The 24,373-nt window shown below is 43.8% G+C and carries 24 protein-coding genes; 8 read left to right on the top strand and 16 right to left on the bottom strand.

Annotated features, from left to right (window positions below):
* Window positions 1–3: 3 nt before the first annotated feature.
* From FO440_RS11635 to FO440_RS11625, 3 genes are read left to right on the top strand one after another with little or no spacing between them, the layout of a single operon-like run.
* Complete coding sequence (locus FO440_RS11635; RefSeq protein WP_144248441.1) at window positions 4–1,176, top strand: PepSY-associated TM helix domain-containing protein; 1,173 nt, start codon at window positions 4–6, stop codon at window positions 1,174–1,176.
* A gap of 59 nt (window positions 1,177–1,235) precedes the next feature.
* The gene (locus FO440_RS11630) at window positions 1,236–1,553 is read left to right on the top strand and encodes a DUF6686 family protein (RefSeq protein WP_317129797.1); all 318 of its coding nucleotides are present in this window, start codon (window positions 1,236–1,238) and stop codon (window positions 1,551–1,553) included.
* A gap of 60 nt (window positions 1,554–1,613) precedes the next feature.
* Window positions 1,614–1,820, top strand: a complete 207-nt coding sequence (locus tag FO440_RS11625; protein ID WP_144248439.1) for a hypothetical protein — start codon at window positions 1,614–1,616, stop codon at window positions 1,818–1,820.
* Between the two features lie 196 nt (window positions 1,821–2,016).
* Here the strand turns inward: FO440_RS11625 and FO440_RS11620 are convergent, their stop codons facing one another.
* The 3 genes from FO440_RS11620 to FO440_RS11610 all read right to left on the bottom strand — a co-directional run bounded on the left by FO440_RS11620 (window position 2,017) and on the right by FO440_RS11610 (window position 4,782).
* The gene (locus FO440_RS11620) at window positions 2,017–3,030 is read right to left on the bottom strand and encodes a ferredoxin--NADP reductase (protein WP_144248438.1); all 1,014 of its coding nucleotides are present in this window, start codon (window positions 3,028–3,030) and stop codon (window positions 2,017–2,019) included.
* Window positions 3,031–3,034: 4 nt separating this feature from the next.
* The gene (locus tag FO440_RS11615; RefSeq protein WP_144248437.1) at window positions 3,035–4,030 is read right to left on the bottom strand and encodes a quinone oxidoreductase family protein; all 996 of its coding nucleotides are present in this window, start codon (window positions 4,028–4,030) and stop codon (window positions 3,035–3,037) included.
* Window positions 4,031–4,170: 140 nt separating this feature from the next.
* Window positions 4,171–4,782: a superoxide dismutase gene (locus FO440_RS11610; RefSeq protein WP_144248436.1), complete on the bottom strand. Its 612-nt coding sequence runs from the start codon at window positions 4,780–4,782 to the stop codon at window positions 4,171–4,173.
* A gap of 299 nt (window positions 4,783–5,081) precedes the next feature.
* Between FO440_RS11610 and FO440_RS11605 the strand changes: the two genes are divergently transcribed.
* A complete protein-coding gene (locus tag FO440_RS11605) occupies window positions 5,082–7,298 on the top strand; it encodes an ATP-binding protein (RefSeq protein ID WP_144248435.1) in 2,217 nt (738 codons plus the stop codon).
* 164 nt (window positions 7,299–7,462) lie between these two features.
* Here the strand turns inward: FO440_RS11605 and FO440_RS11600 are convergent, their stop codons facing one another.
* From FO440_RS11600 to serS, 4 genes are read right to left on the bottom strand one after another with little or no spacing between them, the layout of a single operon-like run.
* Window positions 7,463–8,023: a biliverdin-producing heme oxygenase gene (locus tag FO440_RS11600; protein WP_144248434.1), complete on the bottom strand. Its 561-nt coding sequence runs from the start codon at window positions 8,021–8,023 to the stop codon at window positions 7,463–7,465.
* 32 nt (window positions 8,024–8,055) lie between these two features.
* The gene (locus FO440_RS11595) at window positions 8,056–8,523 is read right to left on the bottom strand and encodes a nucleoside deaminase (protein WP_144248433.1); all 468 of its coding nucleotides are present in this window, start codon (window positions 8,521–8,523) and stop codon (window positions 8,056–8,058) included.
* Complete coding sequence (locus FO440_RS11590) at window positions 8,523–8,858, bottom strand: tRNA-binding protein (protein ID WP_144248432.1); 336 nt, start codon at window positions 8,856–8,858, stop codon at window positions 8,523–8,525. The genes FO440_RS11595 and FO440_RS11590 overlap by 1 nt, the downstream gene beginning before the upstream one ends.
* A gap of 12 nt (window positions 8,859–8,870) precedes the next feature.
* Window positions 8,871–10,142 (bottom strand): serine--tRNA ligase, encoded by a 1,272-nt coding sequence (gene serS, locus FO440_RS11585; protein WP_144248431.1) that lies wholly within the window; start codon window positions 10,140–10,142, stop codon window positions 8,871–8,873.
* Window positions 10,143–10,259: 117 nt separating this feature from the next.
* On the opposite strand from serS, the gene rsmI reads away from it, so the two are divergent.
* The 3 genes from rsmI to lnt are packed head-to-tail and all read left to right on the top strand — an operon-like array spanning window position 10,260 to window position 13,106.
* Window positions 10,260–10,934, top strand: a complete 675-nt coding sequence (gene rsmI / locus FO440_RS11580) for a 16S rRNA (cytidine(1402)-2'-O)-methyltransferase (RefSeq protein ID WP_144248430.1) — start codon at window positions 10,260–10,262, stop codon at window positions 10,932–10,934.
* A 12-nt stretch (window positions 10,935–10,946) separates the two neighbouring features.
* The gene (locus FO440_RS11575) at window positions 10,947–11,471 is read left to right on the top strand and encodes a DUF1572 family protein (protein WP_144248429.1); all 525 of its coding nucleotides are present in this window, start codon (window positions 10,947–10,949) and stop codon (window positions 11,469–11,471) included.
* Window positions 11,472–11,477: 6 nt separating this feature from the next.
* Complete coding sequence (gene lnt, locus FO440_RS11570) at window positions 11,478–13,106, top strand: apolipoprotein N-acyltransferase (protein WP_144248428.1); 1,629 nt, start codon at window positions 11,478–11,480, stop codon at window positions 13,104–13,106.
* A gap of 13 nt (window positions 13,107–13,119) precedes the next feature.
* On the opposite strand, the gene FO440_RS11565 is transcribed toward lnt, so the two are convergent.
* From FO440_RS11565 to FO440_RS11540, 6 genes are read right to left on the bottom strand one after another with little or no spacing between them, the layout of a single operon-like run.
* Window positions 13,120–13,977 (bottom strand): N-acetylglucosamine kinase, encoded by an 858-nt coding sequence (locus tag FO440_RS11565; protein WP_144248427.1) that lies wholly within the window; start codon window positions 13,975–13,977, stop codon window positions 13,120–13,122.
* Window positions 13,974–14,351 (bottom strand): response regulator, encoded by a 378-nt coding sequence (locus FO440_RS11560; RefSeq protein ID WP_144248426.1) that lies wholly within the window; start codon window positions 14,349–14,351, stop codon window positions 13,974–13,976. The genes FO440_RS11565 and FO440_RS11560 overlap by 4 nt, the downstream gene beginning before the upstream one ends.
* A gap of 27 nt (window positions 14,352–14,378) precedes the next feature.
* Window positions 14,379–15,704, bottom strand: a complete 1,326-nt coding sequence (locus tag FO440_RS11555; RefSeq protein ID WP_246104211.1) for a TolC family protein — start codon at window positions 15,702–15,704, stop codon at window positions 14,379–14,381.
* Between the two features lie 3 nt (window positions 15,705–15,707).
* Entirely contained in the window at window positions 15,708–18,827 is a 3,120-nt protein-coding gene (locus FO440_RS11550; RefSeq protein WP_144248425.1) for an efflux RND transporter permease subunit, read from the bottom strand.
* A gap of 10 nt (window positions 18,828–18,837) precedes the next feature.
* Window positions 18,838–19,917 (bottom strand): efflux RND transporter periplasmic adaptor subunit, encoded by a 1,080-nt coding sequence (locus FO440_RS11545; RefSeq protein ID WP_144248424.1) that lies wholly within the window; start codon window positions 19,915–19,917, stop codon window positions 18,838–18,840.
* A gap of 10 nt (window positions 19,918–19,927) precedes the next feature.
* Window positions 19,928–20,389: a MarR family winged helix-turn-helix transcriptional regulator gene (locus tag FO440_RS11540; protein ID WP_144248423.1), complete on the bottom strand. Its 462-nt coding sequence runs from the start codon at window positions 20,387–20,389 to the stop codon at window positions 19,928–19,930.
* Between the two features lie 128 nt (window positions 20,390–20,517).
* Between FO440_RS11540 and FO440_RS11535 the strand changes: the two genes are divergently transcribed.
* Window positions 20,518–22,317: a M61 family metallopeptidase gene (locus tag FO440_RS11535; protein WP_144248422.1), complete on the top strand. Its 1,800-nt coding sequence runs from the start codon at window positions 20,518–20,520 to the stop codon at window positions 22,315–22,317.
* Window positions 22,318–22,397: 80 nt separating this feature from the next.
* On the opposite strand, the gene FO440_RS11530 is transcribed toward FO440_RS11535, so the two are convergent.
* The 3 genes from FO440_RS11530 to FO440_RS11520 form a co-directional block, all read right to left on the bottom strand.
* Complete coding sequence (locus FO440_RS11530; protein ID WP_144248421.1) at window positions 22,398–22,553, bottom strand: lmo0937 family membrane protein; 156 nt, start codon at window positions 22,551–22,553, stop codon at window positions 22,398–22,400.
* Between the two features lie 188 nt (window positions 22,554–22,741).
* On the bottom strand, window positions 22,742–23,512 hold the full coding sequence (ku, locus tag FO440_RS11525; RefSeq protein ID WP_144248420.1) for a non-homologous end joining protein Ku: 771 nt from the start codon (window positions 23,510–23,512) through the stop codon (window positions 22,742–22,744).
* 116 nt (window positions 23,513–23,628) lie between these two features.
* Entirely contained in the window at window positions 23,629–24,363 is a 735-nt protein-coding gene (locus tag FO440_RS11520; protein WP_144248419.1) for a DUF6515 family protein, read from the bottom strand.
* Between the last annotated feature and the right edge of the window lie 10 nt (window positions 24,364–24,373).

Here is a 24,373-nt window from a genome sequence, read left to right as displayed (position 1 = left end):
TTGATGACCCGGTTAAAAAAAACTATTCTGTTTATACATCGCTGGCTCGGATTCATATCCGGGCTTGTGGTGGTTATTGTAAGTATTACCGGCTGTCTTTTTGTTTTCCAGGACGAGATCCAGGATGCGCTGTACGATTATCGTAAAGTTGAGATACAGCACAAACCTTATTTACTGCCGTCGCAATTAAAGCAGGTTGCGCTAAAACAGTTTCCGAAAGGCGAACCCGGTTTTACCGCTTATTACGGGCCCGACAGGCCCGCTATGGTTATGATGACCGTACCTAAGCTGGGTAGCCGATACGTTTACATCAACCCATACGACGGAAAGTTCTTGTACCAGGAAAATATCGAGCGTAACTTCTTTATCATTGTTGAATACATCCATCTTTACCTGCTGCTGCCGCCGGCTATCGGCGGGCAGATCGTAGGCTGGTCTGTTGTGATATTTGTGGTGCTAATGATCACCGGCATTGTGCTATGGTGGCCCAAACGTAAAAGCGACCGCAAACGCAGCTTTACCATTAAATGGAACGGCCGCTGGCGCAGGGTAAATTATGATCTGCATAACGTATTGGGCTTTTATGCCTGCAGCATAGCTTTAATACTGGCAATTACCGGCTTATCCATAGCTTTTGACTGGGTACGCACCGGCATTAACAAAACAGCAAACCTGGGCCAAACGCCCGCCATTGAAGAACGCGTATTAATATCAGACACCATAAACAAACCGGTAGTACCTGTAAATACCTGGGACAAGGGATTTGTATACGCGCAAAGCAAGTCGCCGCAGGCACGCATGTTCTTGCTTTATGGCGATAGTAAAAAAGCATCAGCTACGGTAACTGTCGATGCCTATTATCAGCCGATGCATTATTATAAAAGCGATTCGTACGAGTTTGACCAGTTCAGTGCAAAACCTTTAAGGGTATTGATGCATCAGAATAAAAGCGCCGGTTTAAAGCTGAATGATATGAATTATGATATCCACGTAGGCCAGATATTAGGGCTTACGGGTAAGATCATAGCGTTTTTAACCAGCCTGATCTGCGCCAGTTTGCCCATAACCGGCTTTGTGATATGGTGGGGAAAACGCAATAAATCAAAAAAGAAAACAACAACAGTAAAAGGTGTAGTTCATCGCAGAACGCATAAACAATTAGCCATTAAGCCCTGATCTGCTGCGATACCGGTTTTGGTATAGCGGATAGTTCAGGCACAAATTTGAAAAACAACATGTGCGAAGCAAAAACTTTAAGTCAGCGGAGTATTAGCATGGTAAGCCAGTGCCTACATTGTAAAACCATGAATATCTGGCATAATAACCTGCTGCTTAATTTTACGCCACAGCAGTTTACAGATTTCAGGAAATTTATTAATGACCTGGATTTTGAAGACCGCTCGCACCCTTTCCCCGACATGCAGGACCGCGCCGTACTGAAAACACCGGTAGATCATATCAACTTCGCGTTTACCGAGGAAGAATGGGAAGATTTAAAGGATGCCATGGATGAGGCTTTGTATATGGTGAAGATCTTTGATCTGATTGGATAACAACTATCCCCTATCGCTCGGTGACGCTCTTGGCCGCTAAGGCCAGTTACTTTACCTTAGATGCAAAGTAACCAAACATCAAGCCAATTCGATCGCTTCATCTGCACAGGCCATACTCCCGGCCCGGCGAATTGGCGGGCATTTACGCTCTTTTTTGAATTTGGTACAAATACTAAATTATTGGTCACCACCGGAACGTCAGACGAAAAGCTTCGGGTGAAAGCAGGTAAAACAAGTTGGGCCGTGCGGCAGCAAGGGCATTGGTAATTTTGCCTGAAGCGGTAGCCTTGTGCGACAAAAGGGGGGCAAAAGGACCGGGCCCTTGGTTTTACCTGATTTGCAGGGTAAAGGCCTTGTGCGCAAAGAAGCCTATCGGCTGACTTGATTTTTGGTTACTTTTCATCAAGGAAAAGTAACAGCCTTAGCGGCAGTTGAGCGCAACGACACCGACAATAAAACAATTTTACAAAAATTCAATCACCACACCATCACTAACCGGATGCCCGGTACAGGTAAGTACCAATCCGTGCGACAGGTCAAGGTCGGTCAATACGTCATTAACCGCCATATCAACCTTCCCTTCGGTGCATTTAGCCGTACAGGCAGAACAAATGCCGGCGCGGCAACTGTAAGGCAGCTGAATGTTATTTTGCAAAGCGGCTTGCAGAATGGTTTGGTTCTCGCCTACGGTCAGATCATGCAGTTCATTATTAAAACGGATCCTGATGCTTCGGGGCGGGTAATTAATATAGCCACTTGCTACGGGCACTGTATCCAACACAAAATTTTCCTTGCGGATATGGTTGTTCTCCAATCCCATATACAACAGGGTAAGCCGCACCATCCTCATATAAGCAAACGGACCGCAGAGATAAAATTCAGCAGTTTGCATACCGTAGTACACATTTTGTTTCACCAGCTGCTCAACCATAATATTGTTTAAGCGGTTCCCCTCGCTGCTTAACAAGTGTATGATCTTTAACCTGCCGGGATATTTAGCCTGTAACAGACTCAACCCACTTTCAAATAAAATCGAGGCTTTATCCTGGCTGCTGTAGATCAGCGTGACGCGGCTGTTGCCTTCGCGGTTAAAAATGTATTTCAGTTGTGAAAAGACAGGAACTACCCCGCTGCCTGCCGCAAAAAACAGAATGTCTTTGGCGGCGGTAAAATCAGTTACCGTAAACCGTCCCGCAGGCTCAACGGCGTTAATGATATCGCCTGGTTTTACTTTGGTCAGCATAAAACGCGAGATCTCGCCGTTCGGGATACGCTTTACCGTAATGGCCAACAGCTCTTCGTCAGGCGATGAGCTGAGCGAATACGACCTGCGGATCTCTTCGGCATGGTGCGTAAAGATCAGCGTAATAAACTGCCCGGCTATATAATTTACTTTTTTACCGGTAATATCGGCTAAATAGAATGTAGCAGTGTCGGCGGTTTCCCACTTAATGGTTTCAACTCTTAAACGGAGCATTGTTTCAGGCTTTCAGCACAATATTACCAAAGTGCGATGATGTACCCATTTTTTGTATCGCCTTACCCGCTTCGGATAAGGAGTATACTTCGTCTATCACCGGTACTACCTTATGCTCGTCCATAAAACTCAGCATAGCTTTAAAATCTTCTGTTGTACCCATGGTAGTACCTAAGATCTGTAGTTGTTTCCAGTACACTTTACGGCCGGGTATGGCAGGCATATCGCCCGCGGTGGCGCCAAAATAAACCATGCGACCGCCGGGTTTGCATAGATCGGGGAATTTGGCAAAGCCCTCACCTAAGGCGCTGTCAATAATAATATCAAAGCCGCCTGCCAAGTGGTGCAGTTCTTCGGCCCAATCCTGCGATTTATAATTCACCCCGGCCAAGGCACCTAACTGCCTGGCCTGCTCAATTTTTTCGCCGCTGCCTGATGTTACAAAAACGCGACAACCCGCCGCTATGGCCCATTGCAAAGCAAATACGCCTGTGCCGCCACCAACACCGGATATGAGCACAGTATCACCCTTTTTAGCCTGCGCCTTGGTGAACAACGCCCGGTAAGCGGTTAAGCCTGCCAGCGGAAATGCAGCGGCCTGCTCCCAGCTTAAATAAGCTGGTTTATGGTATAAATATTCGGCACGGGTTTTAACGTATTCGGCAAAAGTACCATCGTCCGGTAGTCCAAGAATCTTAAAATCCTTTCCCTGAAAATTAGGGTTGTCGCCCCAGTTATTGCTGGGGTTAATGATCACTTCCTTATTAAGCCATGCGGTATCAACGCCCTCGCCCAACTCGGCCACAATGCCTGCCCCGTCTGATCCCAATATAATAGGATATTTCAGGCTTGCATATTTACCAATGCTGATCCAATAATCGCGGCGGTTTAAACCGGCAGTTTTTATTTTTACCAATACCTCGCCAGCGGCAAGTGTCGGGGTTTCAACTTCTTTCCAGGTGATGGATGTATCAGGTGCTTCGAGTACGTTGGCTTTCATAATAATGTTATTTACCTCACCTTAACCTCTCCAGAGGAGAGGTTCTTATTAGCGAGAACTCTAAATTAACCAAAAGAGCAGCAAAATGTTGCCATTTTACTGCTCTTTCTATAAATGTTATTTTAAATCCGAAATCGAAATTAACCTATCGCTTTTGTATACAAGTCAGCAACGTGGTTCCAGTTGATCACGTTCCAGATAGCCGCCAGGTAATCAGGGCGACGGTTTTGATATTTCAGGTAGTAAGCGTGCTCCCAAACGTCAATACCTAAAATTGGGGTACCTTTTACTTCGGCAATGTCCATTAAGGGGTTGTCCTGATTTGGTGTAGAAGTTATAGCCAGTTTTTTATCGGCAGTAACAATTAACCAAGCCCAGCCTGAGCCAAAACGGGTAGCGCCTGCTTCAGAAACTTTAGTTTTAAACTCGGCAAATGAACCGAATGTGCTTTTTATAGCATCACCCAGCGCACCCGTTGGCTCGCCGCCACCATTTGGCGAAAGCAAAGTCCAGAACAATGAGTGGTTATAATGGCCACCACCGTTGTTACGTACCGCAGGCGGGAACTTAGAAATGTTTTTTATAATATCATCAATGTTGCTGTCAGCTTCGGGCTTGCCCTCTAACGCTTTGTTTAAATTAGTAACATATGCCTGGTGATGTTTGCCATGGTGAATTTCCATGGTTAGTTTATCAATGTGTGGTTCTAATGCATCCGTTGCATAAGACAACGCCGGTAGTGTAAATGCCATAATTGCTATTTTAAAGTTTAAAAATTGTTGTGTAGCAAATATAATGCGCAAATATGGTTTTTGTTCTAATTGAATGTCAAGTTTTGTTCAAAACACATTACTTAACTTATAATAATGCTCACAAACAGGGGTTGTAAAAACTATTATCGTTTATGTGTTGTTATACCTGACTATATTTATAAATTGGTCAATTATTTCGTAACAATTTAGCGTAATTATCGATCCATAATTTTGAATTATAATTAAATTATTAACTTAGAACAATAATTACCTTAATTGCTAACCCCAATTACCTTTGAATGACACCAACTGTAGACCTGAGCAATTGCGATAACGAGCCCATACATATTCCCGGCCAGGTACAATCGCACGGATTTTTGATCGCTATTGATGCTAAATGTATCATTAAGTTTCATAGCGAAAACATCACTCAATTTTTGCCGGATCTGCCTGGTGATTTACTGGGGCGCCCTATTCATGATATTGAACCGCTGATTGGCGCTAACGAACCGCCTGATTTTATTAATCAGCTGATCAGCTTTGGGCGCAGTAATAAAAGCTTTGACCAAACCAACCCGTTCAGTACAGATATACAAGGCACGCCCTTTTACCTGATCATTAATGTATCCGGCCCGCTTTATTTGTTAGAGTTTGAGCCGGTAGCATCTGACCTGAAAACCGACCTGCAAAAAATGATAGGCCGGTCGATATCAGAAATGCTGGCCGATAAAAACCTGAACAACCTGCTTAACAATTCGGCAACACAGGTAAAAAATGTTATCGGTTATGACCGCGTAATGATCTACCGCTTTGCGGCAGATGGACACGGCGAAGTGGTTGCCGAAGCCCGGAACAATGAACTGGACAGTTGGTTAGGCCTGCACTACCCGGCATCTGATATACCCAAACAAGCACGCGAGCTTTACAAACATAACCTTACACGGCTAATAGCCAACGTACATACCACGCCTTCAAAAATTGTTACTACCAAACAATTAAGCGAAGACCCACTGGACCTGACCCATTCGCATTTAAGGGCTGTATCGCCTATCCATATTCAATACCTTAAAAACATGGGGGTCGAGTCGAGTTTTAGTATCTCCCTGATGTACAAAAAAGAGTTATGGGGGTTGATAGCCTGCCATAACTATTCGCCGCGGTTTATTGATTACAAGGCAAGGGATTCGGCTAAACTGATCGGGCAGATCTTATCGTCGGCATTAGAGTTCAGGCAGGACGAAGCCAACCAGCACCTTCAGGATAAATTTAACAGCAGCGTTAACGCCATGTCTAAAAACATGCTGAAAAACAACAGCATTGAAGACGCTCTGACCATGCCTGATGTTAATATACTGCACGCTACAGATGCCACAGGCGTAGTTTTAATTTATGATAACAATACCTATAAAATAGGCAAAACACCAAGCGATGAGCAAATACAACAATTGGTAGGCTGGATAACAGAAAACGTTAACGATACTTTTTACTCTACCAATGAGCTGCCCTATATTTACCCGGAGGCTGATGCCTTTAAAAAAGTAGCCAGCGGCATCATGGTGCTTACCCTCTCGGCAGAATTGTCTGAATATATCATCTGGTTTAAGCCCGAACATTTAGAAATAGTTACCTGGGCCGGCAACCCTGATAAACCTGCTGAAATGGCTGCCGACGGCACTTTGAAGATCTCGCCAAGACATTCGTTCGAGGCATGGTCGCAGGAAGTATCGGGCAAGTCCGTACCCTGGGCCGATGAAGAGATAAAATCTGTTACCCGTTTAAGGGCCGAGGTAACTTATGCCATCAACCAGAAGGCCGGCGCTATCCGCATGCTTAACGAAAGGTTAAAACAGGCTTATGAAGAGCTGGATACCTTTAGCTTTACCATATCCCACGATCTGAAAAACCCTTTATCAACCATAAAAGGTTACGCGCAAATGCTCACGAAAACCTCAAATTTAGAGTCGCGCACACAGGATGTTTTATCAAAGATCGATGTAAAGGTTGATAAGATGAACTCGATGATCAACGAGGTACTTGAATATTCAAGGATAGGCAGGCTTGACCTGAATCCGGTTGAGATTGATGTAGCCCCTATCATAGCCGAACATATTAAGGACCTGAAAGTGGTTTACAACGCCGATCATTTAAAGGTTAATATCGGGGCTACCCCGCCTGTACAGGGCGACCCTACCATGATATCGCAGGTGTTTGCCAATTTGTTAAGCAATGCCATAAAATATAGCTTACCATCGGGTTCGCCTGAAGTGCATATCGATGCTACAGATAACGAGTCGGAGATCGTATATACCATTCGTGATAACGGCGTGGGGATTGATATCAAGCAACTCCCGCATGTTTTTGAATTATTTAAACGCATGGACAATGTTCAGGATATTGAAGGTACGGGCGTTGGTTTGGCTATTGTAAAGCGGATAATTGAAAAGCACAACGGTAAGATCTGGGTTGACAGCAAATTAGGCGAAGGATCGACCTTTTTTGTGGCATTTAAGAAATAATAACGCAATAATTTAACGCTACAAAATTCCCTCCCTGGGGGGGGGAGCGTTTGGTAGTGTAATGGCAGGGAGGGGTTATTTACGATCTTGCATTATTACCAAACCCCTCCCTACACCCTCCCGATGGGAGGGAATCGCACAAGCCCGACTTCTTTTTTTGTTTATTATTTTTCCAGCCAGTTTTTAAACTTTAAAAAAGTTTGATTGGCGGCATCGGTAATGATTACTTCATCTTCCGGGGTCATAGCTACATCATTCAATATCTCTTTAAAGCTATTCCACATTTGTTCGGTTTGCCCGCCATAGCTGTTAAAGAATGATAGCCCGGCGCCATTATCTATATGCAAATGCTGCTGTATCATCTTGCTGATGATCTTGCCGCCCAGCGTCGATCCCTCAATAACATATAAAGCGCCAAAGGCTTGCAGGTAGTTATCAATTTCAGGCAGTTGGGTGCCCGTGGCTTTTTGCGGTATGTCGCCGCCTAACACCTTTATATCATCGGCAATGGCGGCGGTTTTACGGCGATCGTTGTAGTCAGCCAGGTTCGACGCATTGATGTAACGTTCAATCTGCTGTTCAAGCCCGCCAAAGTATCCGTAAAAAGCAGCTAACAGGTCAATATAATCCTGTTTGGAACGCATGCTTTTCATCTTTCCTATTAAGATCTTTTCTGTTTGCTGGTGGTACTGCAGCGTAGCTTCTTTAATTTTTTCTGTGAACATTTACAGTAAAGCGTTGATTTAGCAAAAAGTTTTTACCGTTTGCTTTTAAAAAAATTGCGTACCAGCTCGGCACATTCATTTTCGCGGATGCCTCCGCTTATAATGGTTTTGGGATGTGTTATTTTTTGGTTAAGCCTGCCAAACCCAAGCCTGGCATCGTAAGCACCAAATACAATCTTTCCTACCTGGAACCAGTATGATGCGCCGGCGCACATTACACAGGGTTCGAGTGTTACATACAACGTACAGTCTTTTAAATACTTTCCGCCCATAAAGTTAGCGGCAGCCGTCAGAGCCTGCATTTCGGCATGTGCCGATACGTCGTTAAGCCGCTCGGTGAGGTTATGGCCTCGGCCAATGATCTTACCCTGGCACACTACAACGGCGCCAATAGGTATTTCGTCTTCAGCATAAGCGAGCCGGGCCTCTTTCAATGCCTCATTCATGAAAAAATCATCAGGCGATAGCTCGGGCTCATCACCAAAAGTTACGTATCTCATTATATCAGCTTGCTTCCGTTCGGTACTTTTTTATCAATTGACGTTAATACGATATCCCCGTTCTCATCGGCAAAACCGGTCACCAAAAACTCTGACATAAAGTTGGCGATCTGCTTCTTAGGGAAGTTGATAACACCCGCTATCTGTCTGCCAGGCAGTTCCTCTTTGGTATAATGCTTAGTAATTTGCGCGCTCGACCATTTTATACCACACTCGCCAAAATCAACCTTAACTTTATATGCCGGCTTACGCGCTTCCGGGAAGTCGGCAACCTCTAATATGGTGCCTGCCCGTAATTCTACTTTTTCAAAATCATGCCAGTTGATGGTTTCCATAACGCCGGGTCATTAGTCTATCCACTCAAACCTGGTGTAAGGCACCAATACCTCGGGTACTTTGATACCTTTATCTGTCTGGTTGTTCTCTAACAAAGTAGCAACTATGCGCGGCAGGGCCAACGCGCTGCCATTAAGCGTATGCGCCAGTTGTGTTTTACCTTCGGCGTTGCGGAAACGCAGCTTTAAACGGTTACTCTGGTAGGTTTCAAAGTTTGATACGGATGATACCTCCAACCAGCGCTGTTGTGCCGCACTCCAGGTTTCCATATCATAGGTTAAAGCAGCTGTGAAACTCATATCGCCACCGCAAAGACGCAATACCCTGTAAGGCAGCCCCAGCTTTTGCAGCAGGCCTTGTACATGTAAGCTCATTTGCTCTATTACATCGTATGATGTTTCAGGGTTTACTACTTGTACCAATTCCACCTTATCAAACTGGTGCAGGCGGTTCAAACCACGTACGTGCGCGCCATATGATCCCGCCTCGCGACGGAAGCATGGTGTGTGCCCGCAGTTTTTAACCGGCAACTCATCAGCTTTCAATATCACATCACGATACAGGTTGGTGATAGGCACTTCTGCAGTAGGTATCAGGTATAAATTATCTTCGGTAACAAAATACATCTGACCTTCTTTATCAGGCAACTGCCCGGTACCAAAGCCCGATGCTTCGTTAACCATCAGCGGTACGCTCACTTCTTTGTAGCCGGCTTTTTCAGCCTCGTCAATAAAGAAATTGATCAATGCGCGTTGCAGCTTGGCACCCTTGTTAGTATAAACCGGAAAACCGGCACCTGTTATTTTAACGCCTAATTCAAAATCTATCAGCTTATATTTCGCGGCAAGCTCCCAATGTGGTAAGGCATTTGCAGGTAATTCAGGGATAGCCCCGTTTTGCAATACCACCTCATTTTCTTCGGGCGTAAGGCCTTTAGGTACTGATGAGTGCGGCAGGTTAGGCAGTAATACCAGTTTCTGATAAAGGGTTTCTTCTATCGCGGCTAACTCTTCGTTATACTTTTTTATCTCTTCTTTCCAGACACCGGTTTTGGCTTTCATGCCTTCTGCTTCTTCCTTTTTACCGGTGCGCATCAACTCGCCTATTTGTTTGGCTGCCGAATTTGCTTCTGCAGATGTGTTATCCAATTTAACCTGAGTTTGGCGACGATTATCATCTAACTGAATGATTTCATCAACCAGATCAACCTGTTTAAAATTTTTTACAGCTAAACGTTCTAAAACCTGTTCCCTGTTATCGCGGATATAACTAACTTGCAGCATTATTTTTAAATTTTCGACAAAGATATAACAGTTGACAGTTTGCAGTTAGCGGTTTGCAGTTTTTTTTGGGAACTTCAAATTGAACATGCCAACTGCAAACTTTAAACTGCAAACTGAATGCCCGGCAAACTATACTTAGTACCAACCCCAATAGGCAACTTAGAGGATATGACCTTCAGGGCCATCCGCGTGTTAAAAGAAGTCGACTTAATTTTGGCGGAAGACACGCGCACGTCGGCGCCTATGCTTAAACATTTTGAGATCAATCAAAAGGTATTTTCGCACCACCAGCATAATGAGCACCAGTCATCTAACGAGATCGTGAAGTTTTTGCTTGAAGGTAAAAACATTGCCCTGATATCAGATGCAGGAACACCCGCGATATCCGATCCCGGCTTTTATTTGGTACGTGAGGCTTTAAAGTTTGATATAGCGGTTGAATGCCTGCCCGGTGCTACGGCATTTGTGCCTGCTTTGGTTAATTCAGGTTTCCCTACAGACAAGTTTTGCTTTGAAGGGTTTTTACCTTTAAAGAAAGGGCGCCAAACCCGTTACAAGTTTTTAGCCGACGAGGACCGTACTATCATACTTTATGAATCGCCGCACCGTTTGTTAAAGACACTGGATGAAATGGCTACCTATTTCGGCGCCGAAAGGCAGATCTCGGTATCGCGCGAACTAACCAAAATGTTTGAAGAAACTGTTCGTGGTACCGTAGCCGAAGTTAAGACCTATTTTGAAACACACCCCGTAAAAGGCGAGTTTGTGGTTTGCGTAGCGGGGAAATCCTGATTTGATTTAGCTATGGAAGCATACCTTAACAGTGCGAAAAAACAGTTCCTGTACTATAAATCAGTTGACGAGAAAACCATGGCGCAACTTGATGATAAGGACCTGTTTTATTGCTATAACGAAGAAAGTAACAGTATAGCCATTATTGTACAGCACCTATGGGGTAATATGCTGTCGCGATGGACCGATTTTTTAACCAGCGATGGTGAGAAAACCTGGCGTGACCGCGACCAGGAGTTTGAGGCTGTAATTACCACCCGCAAGGAGCTGATGGATAAATGGAACGCCGGCTGGGAATGTCTGTTTGATGCGCTCGATACCATCGGGCCTGAGGACTGGGATAAGGCAATTTATATCCGCAATGAACGCCATAGTGTTATTGATGCCATAAACAGGCAATTGGCACATTACCCGTATCACATTGGTCAGATTGTGTTTATCGGAAAAATGGCAGCTTCCGGATGGAAAGCGCTGACTATTCCCAAAGGAAATTCGCAGGCATTTAATGATGCTATGTTCAAAAATCAACCGAAATAAAATTAGATGAAGAAAAACATCCTCCTATCCATACTATCAGGTTTACTGCTTTGGCTGGCATGGCCGCCGATGTATTACACCACCGTCTTTTTATTTTTTGGGTTGGTACCGATGCTGGTAGCAATAGAGAATATCATAAAATCAACCTCTACAAAAAAAGGCAAACTGATATTCAATATTACCTTCCTGGGGTTCTTTATCTGGAATGTATTGAGCATTTACTGGGTTTACAACGCGTTAAAAATAGTGGGCGAAGTTGTGGCGCTCCCAATCTCGCTCATACCCTATTGTTTGGGTCCGCTGTTAATGTCAACGACTTGCTGGCTGTATTACCGGTTCAGATTGGCTACTAACCGTACCTACGGCCTAGTTGCGTTGGTTTGCTTTTGGATAGCCTATGAATATCTGCATCAAAGCTGGGACCTAAACTTCCCCTGGATGACACTGGGAAATGGTTTCGCGGCTGCACACCAATGGGTGCAATGGTATGAATACACCGGCGTATACGGTGGCACCATCTGGATCTGGTTGATCAATATCCTTTTATTTTTGATCTACACCGGCTTAACCGAGGCACAAACAAAACCGGTGAGGCAAAAACTAATTATTTCGGTAGTTGCTATAATCGTACTCCCTTTAGGCTTTTCGTTGTACCGGTACAATACGTACAAAGAGCCTGTAAACCCGTCAAACATAGTAGTCGCCCAGCCTAACATTGACCCCTATGCCAAGGGTGGTGAAATACCCGCTTATCAGCAAGTGGCAACGCTTACCAAACTGTCAGACTCAATAGCCCAGGTTAATACAGAATTTTTTATCTGGCCCGAAACAGCTATACCTGACCCGATTGACGAGGACCATATCCGTACCAATAACTACTTTGTGCAGGCACAGCGCTTTCTAAACAAATACAAAAACGGCAATATCATCACCGGTGCCGAAACCTATAAAATTTACAACACCCGCGAGACTAAGACAGCGAGCCCTATGCCGGGTACTCGCCAGTTTGCCGATAGTTTTAATACCGCGGTTAATATCGAGAACTCAGCAGAGGTGCAGTTCTATCATAAATCTAAATTAGTACCGGGCGCCGAGTCATTGCCTTTTGGCGATGCTTTATCATTTTTAAAACCCGTATTTGAACACCTGGGCGGCGCAACCGGCACATATGCAGGGCAAGAAAAACCAACGGAGCTATATGCGCAAAGTGGTATCGGCGTTGCGCCGGTGGTTTGCTTTGAATCCATCTGGGGCGAGTGGGTGGCAACTCATGTACGCAATGGCGCGCAATTTATTGCCATTATTACCAACGACGGCTGGTGGGAAAATACATCCGGCAAAGACCAGCATCTTGATTATGCAAAACTACGCGCCATTGAAACACGCCGCTGGGTGTGCCGCTCGGCCAATACGGGTATCTCTGCATTTATTAATGAACGTGGCGATATTGTGCAGCAAACCAAATGGTGGGTAAGGGCCGCGCTAAAACAAAACATTAACCTGAATACAGATATTACCTTTTACGTGGCCCACGGCGACTACCTGCCTAAAACAGCAAGTTTGTTAGCCATATTAGGGATATTGTTTGTATTGGTGAGAATAAGAGTTAAAAGGAAGCCGACTGCTGTTAAGTAACCGATCAACATAGTTACAACGCTTCTTCCCTGCTTAAAATAAACGCCAACAGGTCATTAATAGGTTGCTTGATGATCTTGCCGATATGGATATCCTGCGTTTCGCAAAGCGCGGTTAACTCTTCGGTAAATACAAAAGCTATTGAACCTACAAAGTGGCTTTTAAACGTATGATATTCAGGATATGATTTGATATTGGTATCAATAAAGTCCTGCAGGCCTCTTTTGATGAGCGCGCTGCCATATTCAGTTTTACGGATCACATTTAAAAACCGCGCGAATGATGCCAGGTAGGAGTTTGCCGATGGCTTTTGGTATACGTTTTTAATTACTTCTTCTTTGGTTAACTGGTAGGTGTTGTTAAACAGCGTGTAAATACTGTCAGGCATGAGGCCATATAAAAAATCGGTTACCAACGCCTTGCCAAACCAGGTTCCGGAACCTTCATCACCTAAAATATAGCCAAGTCCATGTTTGCCTGAGTGGATATCTTCACCATCAAAAAATGAGATATTAGAGCCGGTGCCCAATACACAACATAATCCTTTTTCATGTCCGCAGGTAGCATATGCCGACCCTAACAAGTCACTATCAACACTAATATAAGCTTTGGTGAATAATTGGCTCAGCGCGTTTGATACGATCTCATGCCTGTCGGGGCTCGAGCATCCCGCACCAAAAAAATAGATCTCCCTTACATCAAGATTAAACGCGATCAGGTCTGGCGCCTGTTCCTGTAGTATTTTAACAATTTCTTTTTCTGTTAAAAAATAGGGATTTAACCCGGGGGTTCTAAATGCCCGTGCATCGTGCCCGGGTTGTTTAAGCAACCAATCTGTTTTTGTTGATCCGCTATCAGCGACTAAGATCATGGTAAGTCTTCGAGAATTTTATGGGTAAGCGGCTTATGGATAAAATGGGTAACGTATTTGTTATTAGATGACTTTTTCATATCCGTAGGATCAAAAGACGAAGACAGTAAATATATTTTTATGCCTTCTTTTTCAATATCCAGTTTATCGTAAGCATCTAAAAACTCAAAGCCGCTCATGTTAGGCATCCTGATATCCAGGAAGATAACATCGGGCTTCACAGAACCGCTGGCCAATAACCTTATAGCATAGGCCGGCGACTCGGATGTCACTACAGTTTTAGCGAAATTACTGTTCTCCAATAATTTTTTTGTGATAAAATTATCGAGGTAATTATCGTCAATTAACAAACAAGTGTTGTATGATGCAGCCATTATTACCAAAAATAACTAAATATTTGATTATTGGATAGTTAAGTTATTAGTAATTTGTTTTAATGTTATTTCTGCCACTTTTGACTGGTATTGTGCGGCAAAAAATGTGGATTGTGCTGCCAGGTAATTCCTTTGTGCCTCGCGGATCTCTAAAGGGGTTATGGTGCCTATTTTATACTTATCTAATGAGATATCCAGGTTACGTTTTGCTATCGCGACGTTTGATTGGCCCAGCTTTACCAGGTCAAGGCCCGACAGATAACTGACATACAGGTTGCTGATCTGCGCTTCGACATTTAAGCGGGTCTGCTTAACATCAACAGTGGCATTATCGATCTGGATCTTAGCATTACGCTCCCTGCGCGACTGGTTAAACCCATTAAAAATATTGATTGAAGCCGTTACACCGTAATTTAAACCATGCGTATCCTGCATTTGCGTAAAGCCTGCAGGCGTATGGCTGTTTGTCCAGGCATAACCACCGTTTACCCCTACTACCGGGTATCGGCTTGATTGTACCTGCTTTAAATTGATATCGGCAATACGTTTATTGATCTGTGATGAAATGATAGCCGGGTTTTGCGTTTGCGCGGCAGCGATAATATCACCCAATACCAGTTTTTCATCAACTACTATAGTGTCAGCCACAGTAAAATCTGTTTGCAGATCGCGCACTAACAGCTGGTTTAACCTGATCTTTGATGCTTTAAACTGCTGTTGCAGGGTTAATAAAGTTGCGGTATCGGTATTCAGGTTTACCTGTGCGTTTAGCACATCAAGCCTTGATGCCGTACCCACACTAAACTTATCGCTGGCATATTTTAGTTGAGTATGCGATATAGCGATAGCTCCGTTCTGCGCTTTGATCTGCTCATACTGGTTGGTCAGATCATAATAGGTTTGTATAACATCTGCGGTTGTGGCCAATATGGTATCGCGCGAGCTAACCGAACTTAACTCCTTTAGCTGTTTAAGCTGATCATAATTGGCAAACATAGAAAAGCCGTTAAAAATGGTCCAGTTAAGATTAGGCCCATAACTTAAGCTGCTGTTTTTAGCATTAGGGATGGTATTAACCGTACCGTCTGACCGTGTTTGCTCAATATGCTGCCTGCTATTGGTTTGGGTAAGATCGCCGGTAACAACGGGTAAAAACCCTGCGTTACCTATGGTAACATTATTTTGGGCGATGGCATTATTGTTTTTAGCCAGTATGATATTGTAATTATTTTTTAAAGCTATTTCAACCGCGTCTTTTAATGTTAAATACGCAGGCGCATTTTGCGCGCTAACTGTAACAGTAAGCGCCAAACAACAACAAAGGCAACAAGTTAATTTTATATATTTCATCATTGCTTATTCGTTTTCAATCAGTTTCATTTCTTTCTTTTCTTCACCTGCGGGTTCATGGTCCGGATCATGGCGAGTCTTTGATGCAATCAATACGTACATCATCGGGATCACATAAAGCGTTAGTACCAATGAAAACAACATACCGCCAATAATTACGATACCTAACGATACCCGGCTTTTTGCACCGGCACCCAAAGCAAAAGCAATAGGGACAGAACCCAGCACTACCGCCATACTGGTCATTAAAATAGGACGTAAACGCGCGGTGGCCGCTTCAACTACAGCCTCATATTTTTGCAATCCATGCTCCATGCGCTGGTTGGCAAACTCAACTATCAAAATACCATTTTTAGTTACCAGTCCTACAAGTGTAATAATACCAATCTGGCTGAAAATATTAAATGTCTGGTCAAACAGCCATAGCGACAAGAATGCACCTGCAATTGCCAGCGGCACGGTAAGCATTACTATAACAGGGTCTTTAAAACTTTCAAACTGGGCAGCCAATACCAGGTAGATCAGTAAAAGCGCGAAAATAAAAGCGAAGATGATATTAGACGCGCTCTCGGCAAAGTCGCGCGAGGCACCGCTTAGCTCGGTGCTAAAGCTATCGTCCAGTAAATCTTTGGCTATCCGGTTCATTTCATTAATACCATCGCCAATGGTATGCCCCGGCGCTAAACCTGCCTGGAACGTGGCAGATTTGAACCTGTTAAAGTGGTAGATAGCCGGCGGGGTCGCGTCTTCGTCAACCTTTACCACGTTATCCAGTTGTACCAGTGTCCCTTTGGTATTCCTGATGTAAATGGTTTTCAGGTCAAGCGGCTGATCGCGGTTAGCCCTGTCGGCTTGTGCTATAACCTGGTATTGCTTGCCATTAAGCAGGAAATAAGTTAAAAGACCATTACTATAATACAACTGTAATGCCGATGCTATATCCGCAACAGATACACCAAGATCACGTGCCCGGTCGCGGTCTGTAACTACCCTTAGTTCGGGCTTGGTAAACTTCAGGTTCACATCCGGCGTGGTGAATACCGGGCTTTTGCTTACCTGCGAAAAAAACTCAGGCAGCACTTTCCTGATCTTTTCAAAATCCTGGTTTTGCAGAACAAACTGCACGGGCAGCGCACTTTTTGCACCACCGCCGCCACCGCTTATAGTTTGTTCCTGTGTAACGGTTACACGCGCGTCGGGATAACGGCTTACCTGTTTGGTTAACCAGTTGGCAATATCATTTTGTGATCGTTCTCGCCCTTCCGGTGCAACAAGGCCTATACGCCCAAAGCCACTGTTTACGGCACCTGCACCGCCGCCACCGGCCGCTACTATCTCCAGGTTAATATTTGATTCAGGTATGGAGTCGGCTACCATATCAGATATCTTATCCATATACCTGGTCATAAACTCGTACGATGCGCCTTCAGATCCGGTAACGTTATACCTTACCAAACTTTTATCGTCAAGCGGGGCAAGTTCTGATGGAATGATCCGGCTCAATACCACGATCATACCTATTGAAACAAGCAATATAGTTATTGCTATCCACCGGTGTTTCATAAATTTAACCAGGCTCTCGGTATAAGAGTTGGTCATGTTTTCAAAAAACGGCTCTGTTTGCTCGTAAAACTTTGATTTTTTTGAATTCTTACGGATCAGCTTAACATTAAGCATTGGTGTTAACGACAAGGATACAAAAGCTGATATCAACACTGAACCTGCCACCACTACCGCAAACTCGCGGAATAAACGGCCTGTAAAACCCTGTAAAAACACAATTGGTAAAAACACTGCAGCCAGTGTGATAGATGTGGATATTACCGCGAAGAAGATCTCGGCCGAGCCCTCAAATGCGGCCTGCCGGATAGGCATTCCTCCCTCAACTTTTTTGTAGATGTTCTCTGTAACCACAATACCGTCATCCACTACCAGGCCCGTCGCAAGTACTATCCCTAATAAGGTCAATATATTAATAGAGAACCCGAAGATGTACATGATAAAAAATGCACCTATCAATGAAACCGGTATGTCTATCAAAGGCCTGAAAGCAATAAGCCAATCCCTGAAAAACAGGTAGATGATAATTACCACCAAAATAAAGGAGATAGCCAGGGTTTCCTCAACTTCAGATATCGACTGGTTAATAAATTTGGTGTTATCCAACAAAACTTTAACGTGAATATCGGCTGGGAGATCTTTTTTTAGCTGGTCAAATCTCTTGTAAAAATCCTTGGCTATCTGCACATAGTTGGCACCAGGTTGCGGCACAATAGCCAAACCCACTTGTAATACGCCCGACTCTTTAAAAGCTGTTTCTTCGTTAGCAGAACCCATTACTGCGTAACCTACATCGCGCAACCGTATTACCCGGTTACTGTCAGACCGGATGATCATGTCGTTGAACTCTTTCTCGGTACTCATTTTACCAATGGCCCTGATGATCAACTCGGTATTGTTACCCTCAATTTTACCCGCAGGCAGCTCAACGTTTTCTTTATTTAGCGCATCAGTAATATCATTGGCTGCTAACCCGAACGAGGACAGCTTAGCCGGATCTATCCATAAACGCATGGCGTACTGGCGCTGGCCCTGTATGTTAATGGCACTTACACCGGGTATGGTTTGCAAACCTTCCTGTAAAACGTTCTCGGCATAATCATCTACCTGGGTAATGTTACGCTTGTCGCTGGTTACAGAAAGCGTGATAATATTGTCGGCGTTCGCGTCGGCTTTGGTAACTACCGGCGGCGCTGAAATATCCTGCGGTAACTGGCGCTGTGCCTGGCCCACTTTATCGCGCACGTCATTTGCGGCGGTTTCAAGGTCAGCATCCAGGTCAAACTCAACGGTGATTTGGCTGGAACCAACAGAGCTTGTTGATGATATGTTACGGATCCCCGGCACACCATTAATGGCTTTCTCCAAGGGCTCGGTAATTTGCGATTCTATTACATCAGCATTAGCACCCGAATAGCTGGTGCTGACAGAGATGATAGGCGGATCGACCGATGGAAAATCGCGGATACCTAAAAAATTGTACCCAATGACGCCGAATACTACAATTACGATAGACATAACTGTTGCCAGTACCGGCCTTTTTATACTTACTGAGGATAAACTCATGGGATACTGATTATTTAATTACTTTAATAATTTTTAAAGCCACTTTAGGGCGCATCTGTATAATGCCTGATACTACTACGCTATCGCCTACATTTATGCCGCTGGTTATCTGTATTTTGGTATCGGTACGCAGATCTGTTTTTACAGGTCTTGCCACGGCTACACCATTGTGATAAACATACACCATACTGCTTTTCAGATCGGGCACTACACATTCGGTAGGTAGCATGATTGTTTTAGGGGTTTGGTCAAGCTGCAGGTTGATCTTGGCAAAACTACCCGCCTGCAATATGCCATCAGGATTAGCCGCTTTGGCACGCACCGTAATGGTGCGCGAGGTTACATCAATAGATGGCTCGATAGCATAAACTACCGCTTTGAAATTTTTGTTAGAGCTGGTAACTGTAAAATTAACCTTACTCCCTACTTTGGTAAGCGGTAAATATTTTTCAGGAACAGAGAAAGTAACCTTTGCCGGATCAACATTTACAAGCGATGCGATAGCCGTATTTGGCGACAGGTAACCACCCGGGCTAACATTGCGCAAACCGATAGTTCCGGAAAACGGAGCCCTTATTTCGGTTTTTGCGATCTGTGCTTTTATTACATCGCTTTGTGCCTGTAAAGTGTTCAGGCTTGTTAACGAAGTATCATACTCTTGCTGGCTGATGGCCTCTTTTTGCAACAAGATCTTGTTACGATATTCGGTTTGCTTGGCTAAAGCTATCTGGTATTCATTCTGTTTTAGTGCGGCTACCTGGTCCTGGTTATACACCTTAACCAATAGCTGGCCTTTTTTAACCTTACTGCCTTCCTGGAAATAAATACCGGTAATATTACCAGCTGTCTCGCTGATCAGACTTACTTTTTCATTAGCGTCAATGGTTCCGGTTATGTCTATCGCATTATCTACAACAGTATCTTTGGCAATCATCAGTCTAACAGCCACGGGGCCATTTTTTTTGCCTTTTCCTTTGCCTTTAGTGTCGCTTGCCTGGATCTTTTTGGCCCTGTCGCTAAAGAACTTGTTGTAAATTAGGTAGCCGATCAGTAATGCCAGCAATAAGTATATTACATACCTGGTTTTCATATGGTGATGTTTAGAGGGTTTTGGTTACAGGGATGGATGCATTAAAGTCCACTAAGTTGTCTTTCATTTTAAGTAATACGCGCTCAAATACTTCCATATCCTGCGCTGATATGTTCTTTGCTGCAGAACTGTTCATGTGTTCAAATACCTTAACGATATGAGGAAATGCTTTCTTTGCTTTTTCGGTAGCACCTAACAAATGTTGCCGCCTGTCGTCCGGATTTACCTGCCGGTACACAAGCCCTTCGTGAGCCAGCAAATCAATTATCTTTACAATGATCGATTTATCGGTATCCAGTTTCTCTGCCAATGCCTTTTGAGTAAGCTGGCCATCGTAATAACAGATCAGTGTTAATGGATAATAATAGTTCTTTACATCCAGGTGCTCCATGTGTTTATGCAGCGCCGCTAGATAATCACGGCCCAAACGGTTCAGCCTGCGCGATATTGGCTCAATAAGTTGTACTTCCATAATTTAGTCCATAAAAATAAATAGTAACAAACTTTAATAGTTGCATGTATCAACCATTTTACAACATATTGTGTTTAACATTTTATACAACGGCCCAAAGCAAATGCTAAAATTTTATACATTGCGGCATGAAAAAAATTCAATTAACAGTTATTTTTTCTTTAATATTTTTCTCGATGACTACCACCGTTAATGCTGCAGACAACACGCAAATATCTTACACTGTAACTTTCCCTGAAGCACAGGCACATTACGCCGATGTAGAAATGAAAATAACCGGGTTAAAGCAAAGTACTATAGAACTTAAAATGCCGGTTTGGACCCCCGGCTCGTACCTGGTGCGCGAGTTTGCAAGAAATATTGAATCATTAACCGTAAAAGGTGATGGCAAACCCGTTGCCGCGCTAAAGATCCGCAAAAACATCTGGCAGGTTAATACAGAAGGTTTATCAGGCATAGTTGTTAAATACCGCGTATACGCCTTTGAGTTTTCTGTACGTACAAGCTTTATCGACGCGTCGCACGCGTTTTTATCATCGCCTGATATTTTTATCTATCCCGGCGATATGCTGCATGCGGCATCTACCATACATATTGTACCATATAAAGGCTGGAAAACAGTATCAACCAGTTTAGAAAAGGTTAATGGCGATAGCTTTACCAGGTATGCACCCGATTATGATATACTGTTTGATTCGCCTATCGAGGTAGGCAACCAGGATGTCTTTGGATTTGATGCCGATGGCGTTAAGTACGAGATAGCCATGGTTGGCGGCGGCACTTACAATAAGGAGCGCATGATAAAAGACATGCCCAAAATTGTGGCCGAAGAAGTAGCCATATTTGGCGAAAACCCTAATAAGCACTATACCTTTATAGTACATAACGCATTTAAAAGCGGCGGCGGCCTTGAGCATTTAAGCTCGACCACCCTGGGCGGTTCGCGGGATGCTTACGCGACCGAAGGCGGATATCTAAGCTTTTTGAGCCTGGCCGCGCATGAGCATTTCCACTTATGGAACGTTAAGCGGTTGCGCCCCATAGCCTTAGGCCCGTTTGATTATGATAATGAAAACTACACCACCAATTTATGGATAGCCGAGGGTTTCACTGCCTATTACCAGGATATTATTGTACACCGTACCGGGCTTTATAGTCGTGAAAACTACCTGAATGTATTAGCCGAGGACATTAACCAACTTGAAAATACACCGGGCGCTAAGGTGCAGACACTGGCCCAGTCGAGCTATGACGCCTGGATAAAGGCTTACCGGCCTAATGAAAATTCGGTTAACACCGGCATCTCTTATTATACCAAAGGCGCTATAGTTGCTTTGTTGATGGATCTTGAAATTATCAATGATACCAAGGGCAAGAACTCGTTGGACGATGTAATGCGTTATATGTATAACGAGTACTATAAAGAGAAAAAACGCGGCTATACCGATGCTGAGTTTAAACAGGCGGTTGAGAAATTTGCAGGTAAGAACCTTGACGATTTCTACGCCAAATATATTAATGGCTTAGATCCTGTTGATTTTAACAGCTATTTAGCCTATGCCGGTTATAAGCTAACAGACGAACTTGCCGAAAGTAATTACCCGGCCTTAGGCATAACCCAGGTAGCGGGTACTAACCGACTGATTGTTGCCGGCGTATTGCGTGGCGGGTCAGCATGGGTTAGCGGCATTAACGTGAACGACGAAATAGTAGCGATTGATGACGAAGCCTTACCTGCAACAGGCAGCCCTATTGCAGGTAAACAGGTTGGCGATAAAATTGAAGTAACCGTAGTGCGCGATGGTTTAACACTGAAACTACCCGTTACTCTGTTAAAAGACACTAAGGTGAAATATAAAATCGACGAGTTGCCAAATGCCACGCCTGAGCAGCTTACCGTAAGGAAGAAATGGTTAACACTCAAATAACCGGAAACACTACCATTTAAAACAAGAAGAGCCGCAATAGTATTGCGGCTCTTCTTGTTAATGTATGTTCTGATATTTTATTAGAGTGCGGTCGGCCTTCTTATTAATCCTAATAATAGAGAGATAACTGCAATTACTAACAATACGTGGATTATACCACCTGCTGAATAAAGAAAAAATCCTAAAGCCCATCCTATAACAAGGATAACTGCTATAATATACAATAATGAGTTCATAATTTTGATTATTTAGTTAATAATTTCATAGATATGATAACACTTATTCAAAACTGATGCCATTTTGCATCACACCCATTTTTAGCTTGGTTTTAAGCTTACTGTAGCTAAAATTATTGAGTTGATATTCCTGAGATGAGTACCACAAATGCTACAATGTATCTATTTTTAAACACAGACAACCAGTATTATGCCCCTTTCTTAGTTTTCAGGCTTTCCATTAATTGATCATACAGATCATCGCTTTTTGTTTTATGTGGCGTGAGCTTTTTAACGGTGGCCCGTTTTCCTTTTGATTTTGCCTTGATGATATTTAGCAACGAGTCGTTATACTCATCCTTAAATTTGGATACATCAAACTTCTCTGCATATTGTTCTATCAGCGCCAGGCCCATATCCAGCTCTTTTTTGCTGATGTTCATGTCGTCGGCTATGTTCAGGTCATCCGTTTCGCGGATCTCCTGTGCAAAACGGATACGGGTTACTACCAGCACATTCTTAACCGGGTGTACGATACATAAGCTCTCGGTACTGCGCAATACAAATCGGGCCAGCCCGGCCTTGCCCGATTTTACAAGGGCCTGCAGCAAAAGGCCATAAGCTTTATTGTTTTTGGTATCCGGTTCGGTATAGTACGAGGTTTCATAGAACATGGGGTTAACCTCGCTTACGTTTACAAAGCTTTCAATGGTGATCACCTTACTCTTTTCGGGTGCGGCATCTTCAAAATCATGCTCATCCATGATCACGTAATCGTCGCTCAGCTTGTATCCTTTTACAATTTTATCGTAAGGTACTTCTTTATGAGTATGCTCATTTACACGCTGGTAACGGATACGCGAGTGGTCTCGGCTATCCAGCATATCAAAGTCCAGTGAACTGGTTTGCACCGCCGAATATAACTTTACCGGGATGCTTACCAACCCAAAACCAATTGAACCTTTCCAGATAGATCTCATAACTAATTATTTATATCATTTATAACTAATGAAAACGAAAACGGTTTTTAAGGCGCACCGGTAAACAAAAAAGCCTCCCATATCCGGGAGGCTTTTAATATATTCAGACAAAGCGTTTATTGCATATCAGGCACGCTTGCTATGCGATATTCGACATTACCGTTCCTGCCGGTTATTTCTTCAAAATAAATATCTTCAGCAGTTACATAATATTTCTTACCGTTCAGGGTAACTCTGTGTACGTTTTCAGGTAAATGGTCAACCACGTCGCCAACTTTTGGCACCTGGTTCACTGTACCGTCATCGTTAGTACCACCGCCGTTATCGGTGTTTAAAACGCCGTCTTTACCGGCAACAACATATACTTTATCACCTTTATCGTTAACTACAATTTTATAGTATACACCATTAAATTCAAAAAACTGCTGGTTATCAATCATGATAGCCTTTGATCCTTTTGGTAACTTAGGCACCGCTGCACCTACCGGAGGGGCCGTAACCGCGTAACCATCATTATAAGGCTGGTAAAATATACCATCTGAGTAGTAATACAATGATGACCCCATGTAAAACGGATAGTAACCAAACGGAAGAGCGTCTAAGTAAAACCCTAAAGACGGATAACCGAAATAGCCATACCCTCCTCTGTAACCAAAGCCCAGGCCAAAACCTAAACCGCCACGATAACCACCGCCGTAACCTGTACCTCCACGAAAACCGCCGGCGCTAACACGCGCCCCGCCGCCGCCTGCATGAGCACTACCACGCTGCGCGTCAGCATTCAACACCATCACCAATGACAAAGCCCCGGTTAACATTAAAGCAGGGGCATATTTAAATAACTTTTTCATAATACTTAGA

The sequence above is a fragment of the Mucilaginibacter corticis genome (assembly GCF_007558865.1).
Classification (GTDB): domain Bacteria; phylum Bacteroidota; class Bacteroidia; order Sphingobacteriales; family Sphingobacteriaceae; genus Mucilaginibacter; species Mucilaginibacter corticis.
Note: the sequence above shows the minus strand (reverse complement) of the source record. Positions and strands in the feature narration are given on the sequence as shown.

What these genes read in the sequence shown, in the direction of transcription:
- FO440_RS11555 (WP_246104211.1), bottom strand. Translation starts at nt 15,704, where the DNA reads ATGATGAAATATATAAAATTAACTTGTTGCCTTTGTTGTTGTTTGGCG.
- FO440_RS11595 (WP_144248433.1), bottom strand. Translation starts at nt 8,523, where the DNA reads ATGAGATACGTAACTTTTGGTGATGAGCCCGAGCTATCGCCTGATGAT.
- FO440_RS11630 (WP_317129797.1), top strand. Translation starts at nt 1,236, where the DNA reads ATGTGCGAAGCAAAAACTTTAAGTCAGCGGAGTATTAGCATGGTAAGC.
- FO440_RS11605 (WP_144248435.1), top strand. Translation starts at nt 5,082, where the DNA reads ATGACACCAACTGTAGACCTGAGCAATTGCGATAACGAGCCCATACAT.
- FO440_RS11560 (WP_144248426.1), bottom strand. Translation starts at nt 14,351, where the DNA reads ATGGCTGCATCATACAACACTTGTTTGTTAATTGACGATAATTACCTC.
- FO440_RS11550 (WP_144248425.1), bottom strand. Translation starts at nt 18,827, where the DNA reads ATGAGTTTATCCTCAGTAAGTATAAAAAGGCCGGTACTGGCAACAGTT.
- rsmI (WP_144248430.1), top strand. Translation starts at nt 10,260, where the DNA reads ATGCCCGGCAAACTATACTTAGTACCAACCCCAATAGGCAACTTAGAG.
- FO440_RS11635 (WP_144248441.1), top strand. Translation starts at nt 4, where the DNA reads ATGACCCGGTTAAAAAAAACTATTCTGTTTATACATCGCTGGCTCGGA.
- FO440_RS11545 (WP_144248424.1), bottom strand. Translation starts at nt 19,917, where the DNA reads ATGAAAACCAGGTATGTAATATACTTATTGCTGGCATTACTGATCGGC.
- FO440_RS11620 (WP_144248438.1), bottom strand. Translation starts at nt 3,030, where the DNA reads ATGCTCCGTTTAAGAGTTGAAACCATTAAGTGGGAAACCGCCGACACT.
- FO440_RS11535 (WP_144248422.1), top strand. Translation starts at nt 20,518, where the DNA reads ATGAAAAAAATTCAATTAACAGTTATTTTTTCTTTAATATTTTTCTCG.
- FO440_RS11610 (WP_144248436.1), bottom strand. Translation starts at nt 4,782, where the DNA reads ATGGCATTTACACTACCGGCGTTGTCTTATGCAACGGATGCATTAGAA.
- FO440_RS11625 (WP_144248439.1), top strand. Translation starts at nt 1,614, where the DNA reads ATGCAAAGTAACCAAACATCAAGCCAATTCGATCGCTTCATCTGCACA.
- serS (WP_144248431.1), bottom strand. Translation starts at nt 10,142, where the DNA reads ATGCTGCAAGTTAGTTATATCCGCGATAACAGGGAACAGGTTTTAGAA.
- FO440_RS11520 (WP_144248419.1), bottom strand. Translation starts at nt 24,363, where the DNA reads ATGAAAAAGTTATTTAAATATGCCCCTGCTTTAATGTTAACCGGGGCT.
- FO440_RS11540 (WP_144248423.1), bottom strand. Translation starts at nt 20,389, where the DNA reads ATGGAAGTACAACTTATTGAGCCAATATCGCGCAGGCTGAACCGTTTG.
- FO440_RS11615 (WP_144248437.1), bottom strand. Translation starts at nt 4,030, where the DNA reads ATGAAAGCCAACGTACTCGAAGCACCTGATACATCCATCACCTGGAAA.
- lnt (WP_144248428.1), top strand. Translation starts at nt 11,478, where the DNA reads ATGAAGAAAAACATCCTCCTATCCATACTATCAGGTTTACTGCTTTGG.
- FO440_RS11530 (WP_144248421.1), bottom strand. Translation starts at nt 22,553, where the DNA reads ATGAACTCATTATTGTATATTATAGCAGTTATCCTTGTTATAGGATGG.
- ku (WP_144248420.1), bottom strand. Translation starts at nt 23,512, where the DNA reads ATGAGATCTATCTGGAAAGGTTCAATTGGTTTTGGGTTGGTAAGCATC.
- FO440_RS11600 (WP_144248434.1), bottom strand. Translation starts at nt 8,023, where the DNA reads ATGTTCACAGAAAAAATTAAAGAAGCTACGCTGCAGTACCACCAGCAA.
- FO440_RS11590 (WP_144248432.1), bottom strand. Translation starts at nt 8,858, where the DNA reads ATGGAAACCATCAACTGGCATGATTTTGAAAAAGTAGAATTACGGGCA.
- FO440_RS11575 (WP_144248429.1), top strand. Translation starts at nt 10,947, where the DNA reads ATGGAAGCATACCTTAACAGTGCGAAAAAACAGTTCCTGTACTATAAA.
- FO440_RS11565 (WP_144248427.1), bottom strand. Translation starts at nt 13,977, where the DNA reads ATGATCTTAGTCGCTGATAGCGGATCAACAAAAACAGATTGGTTGCTT.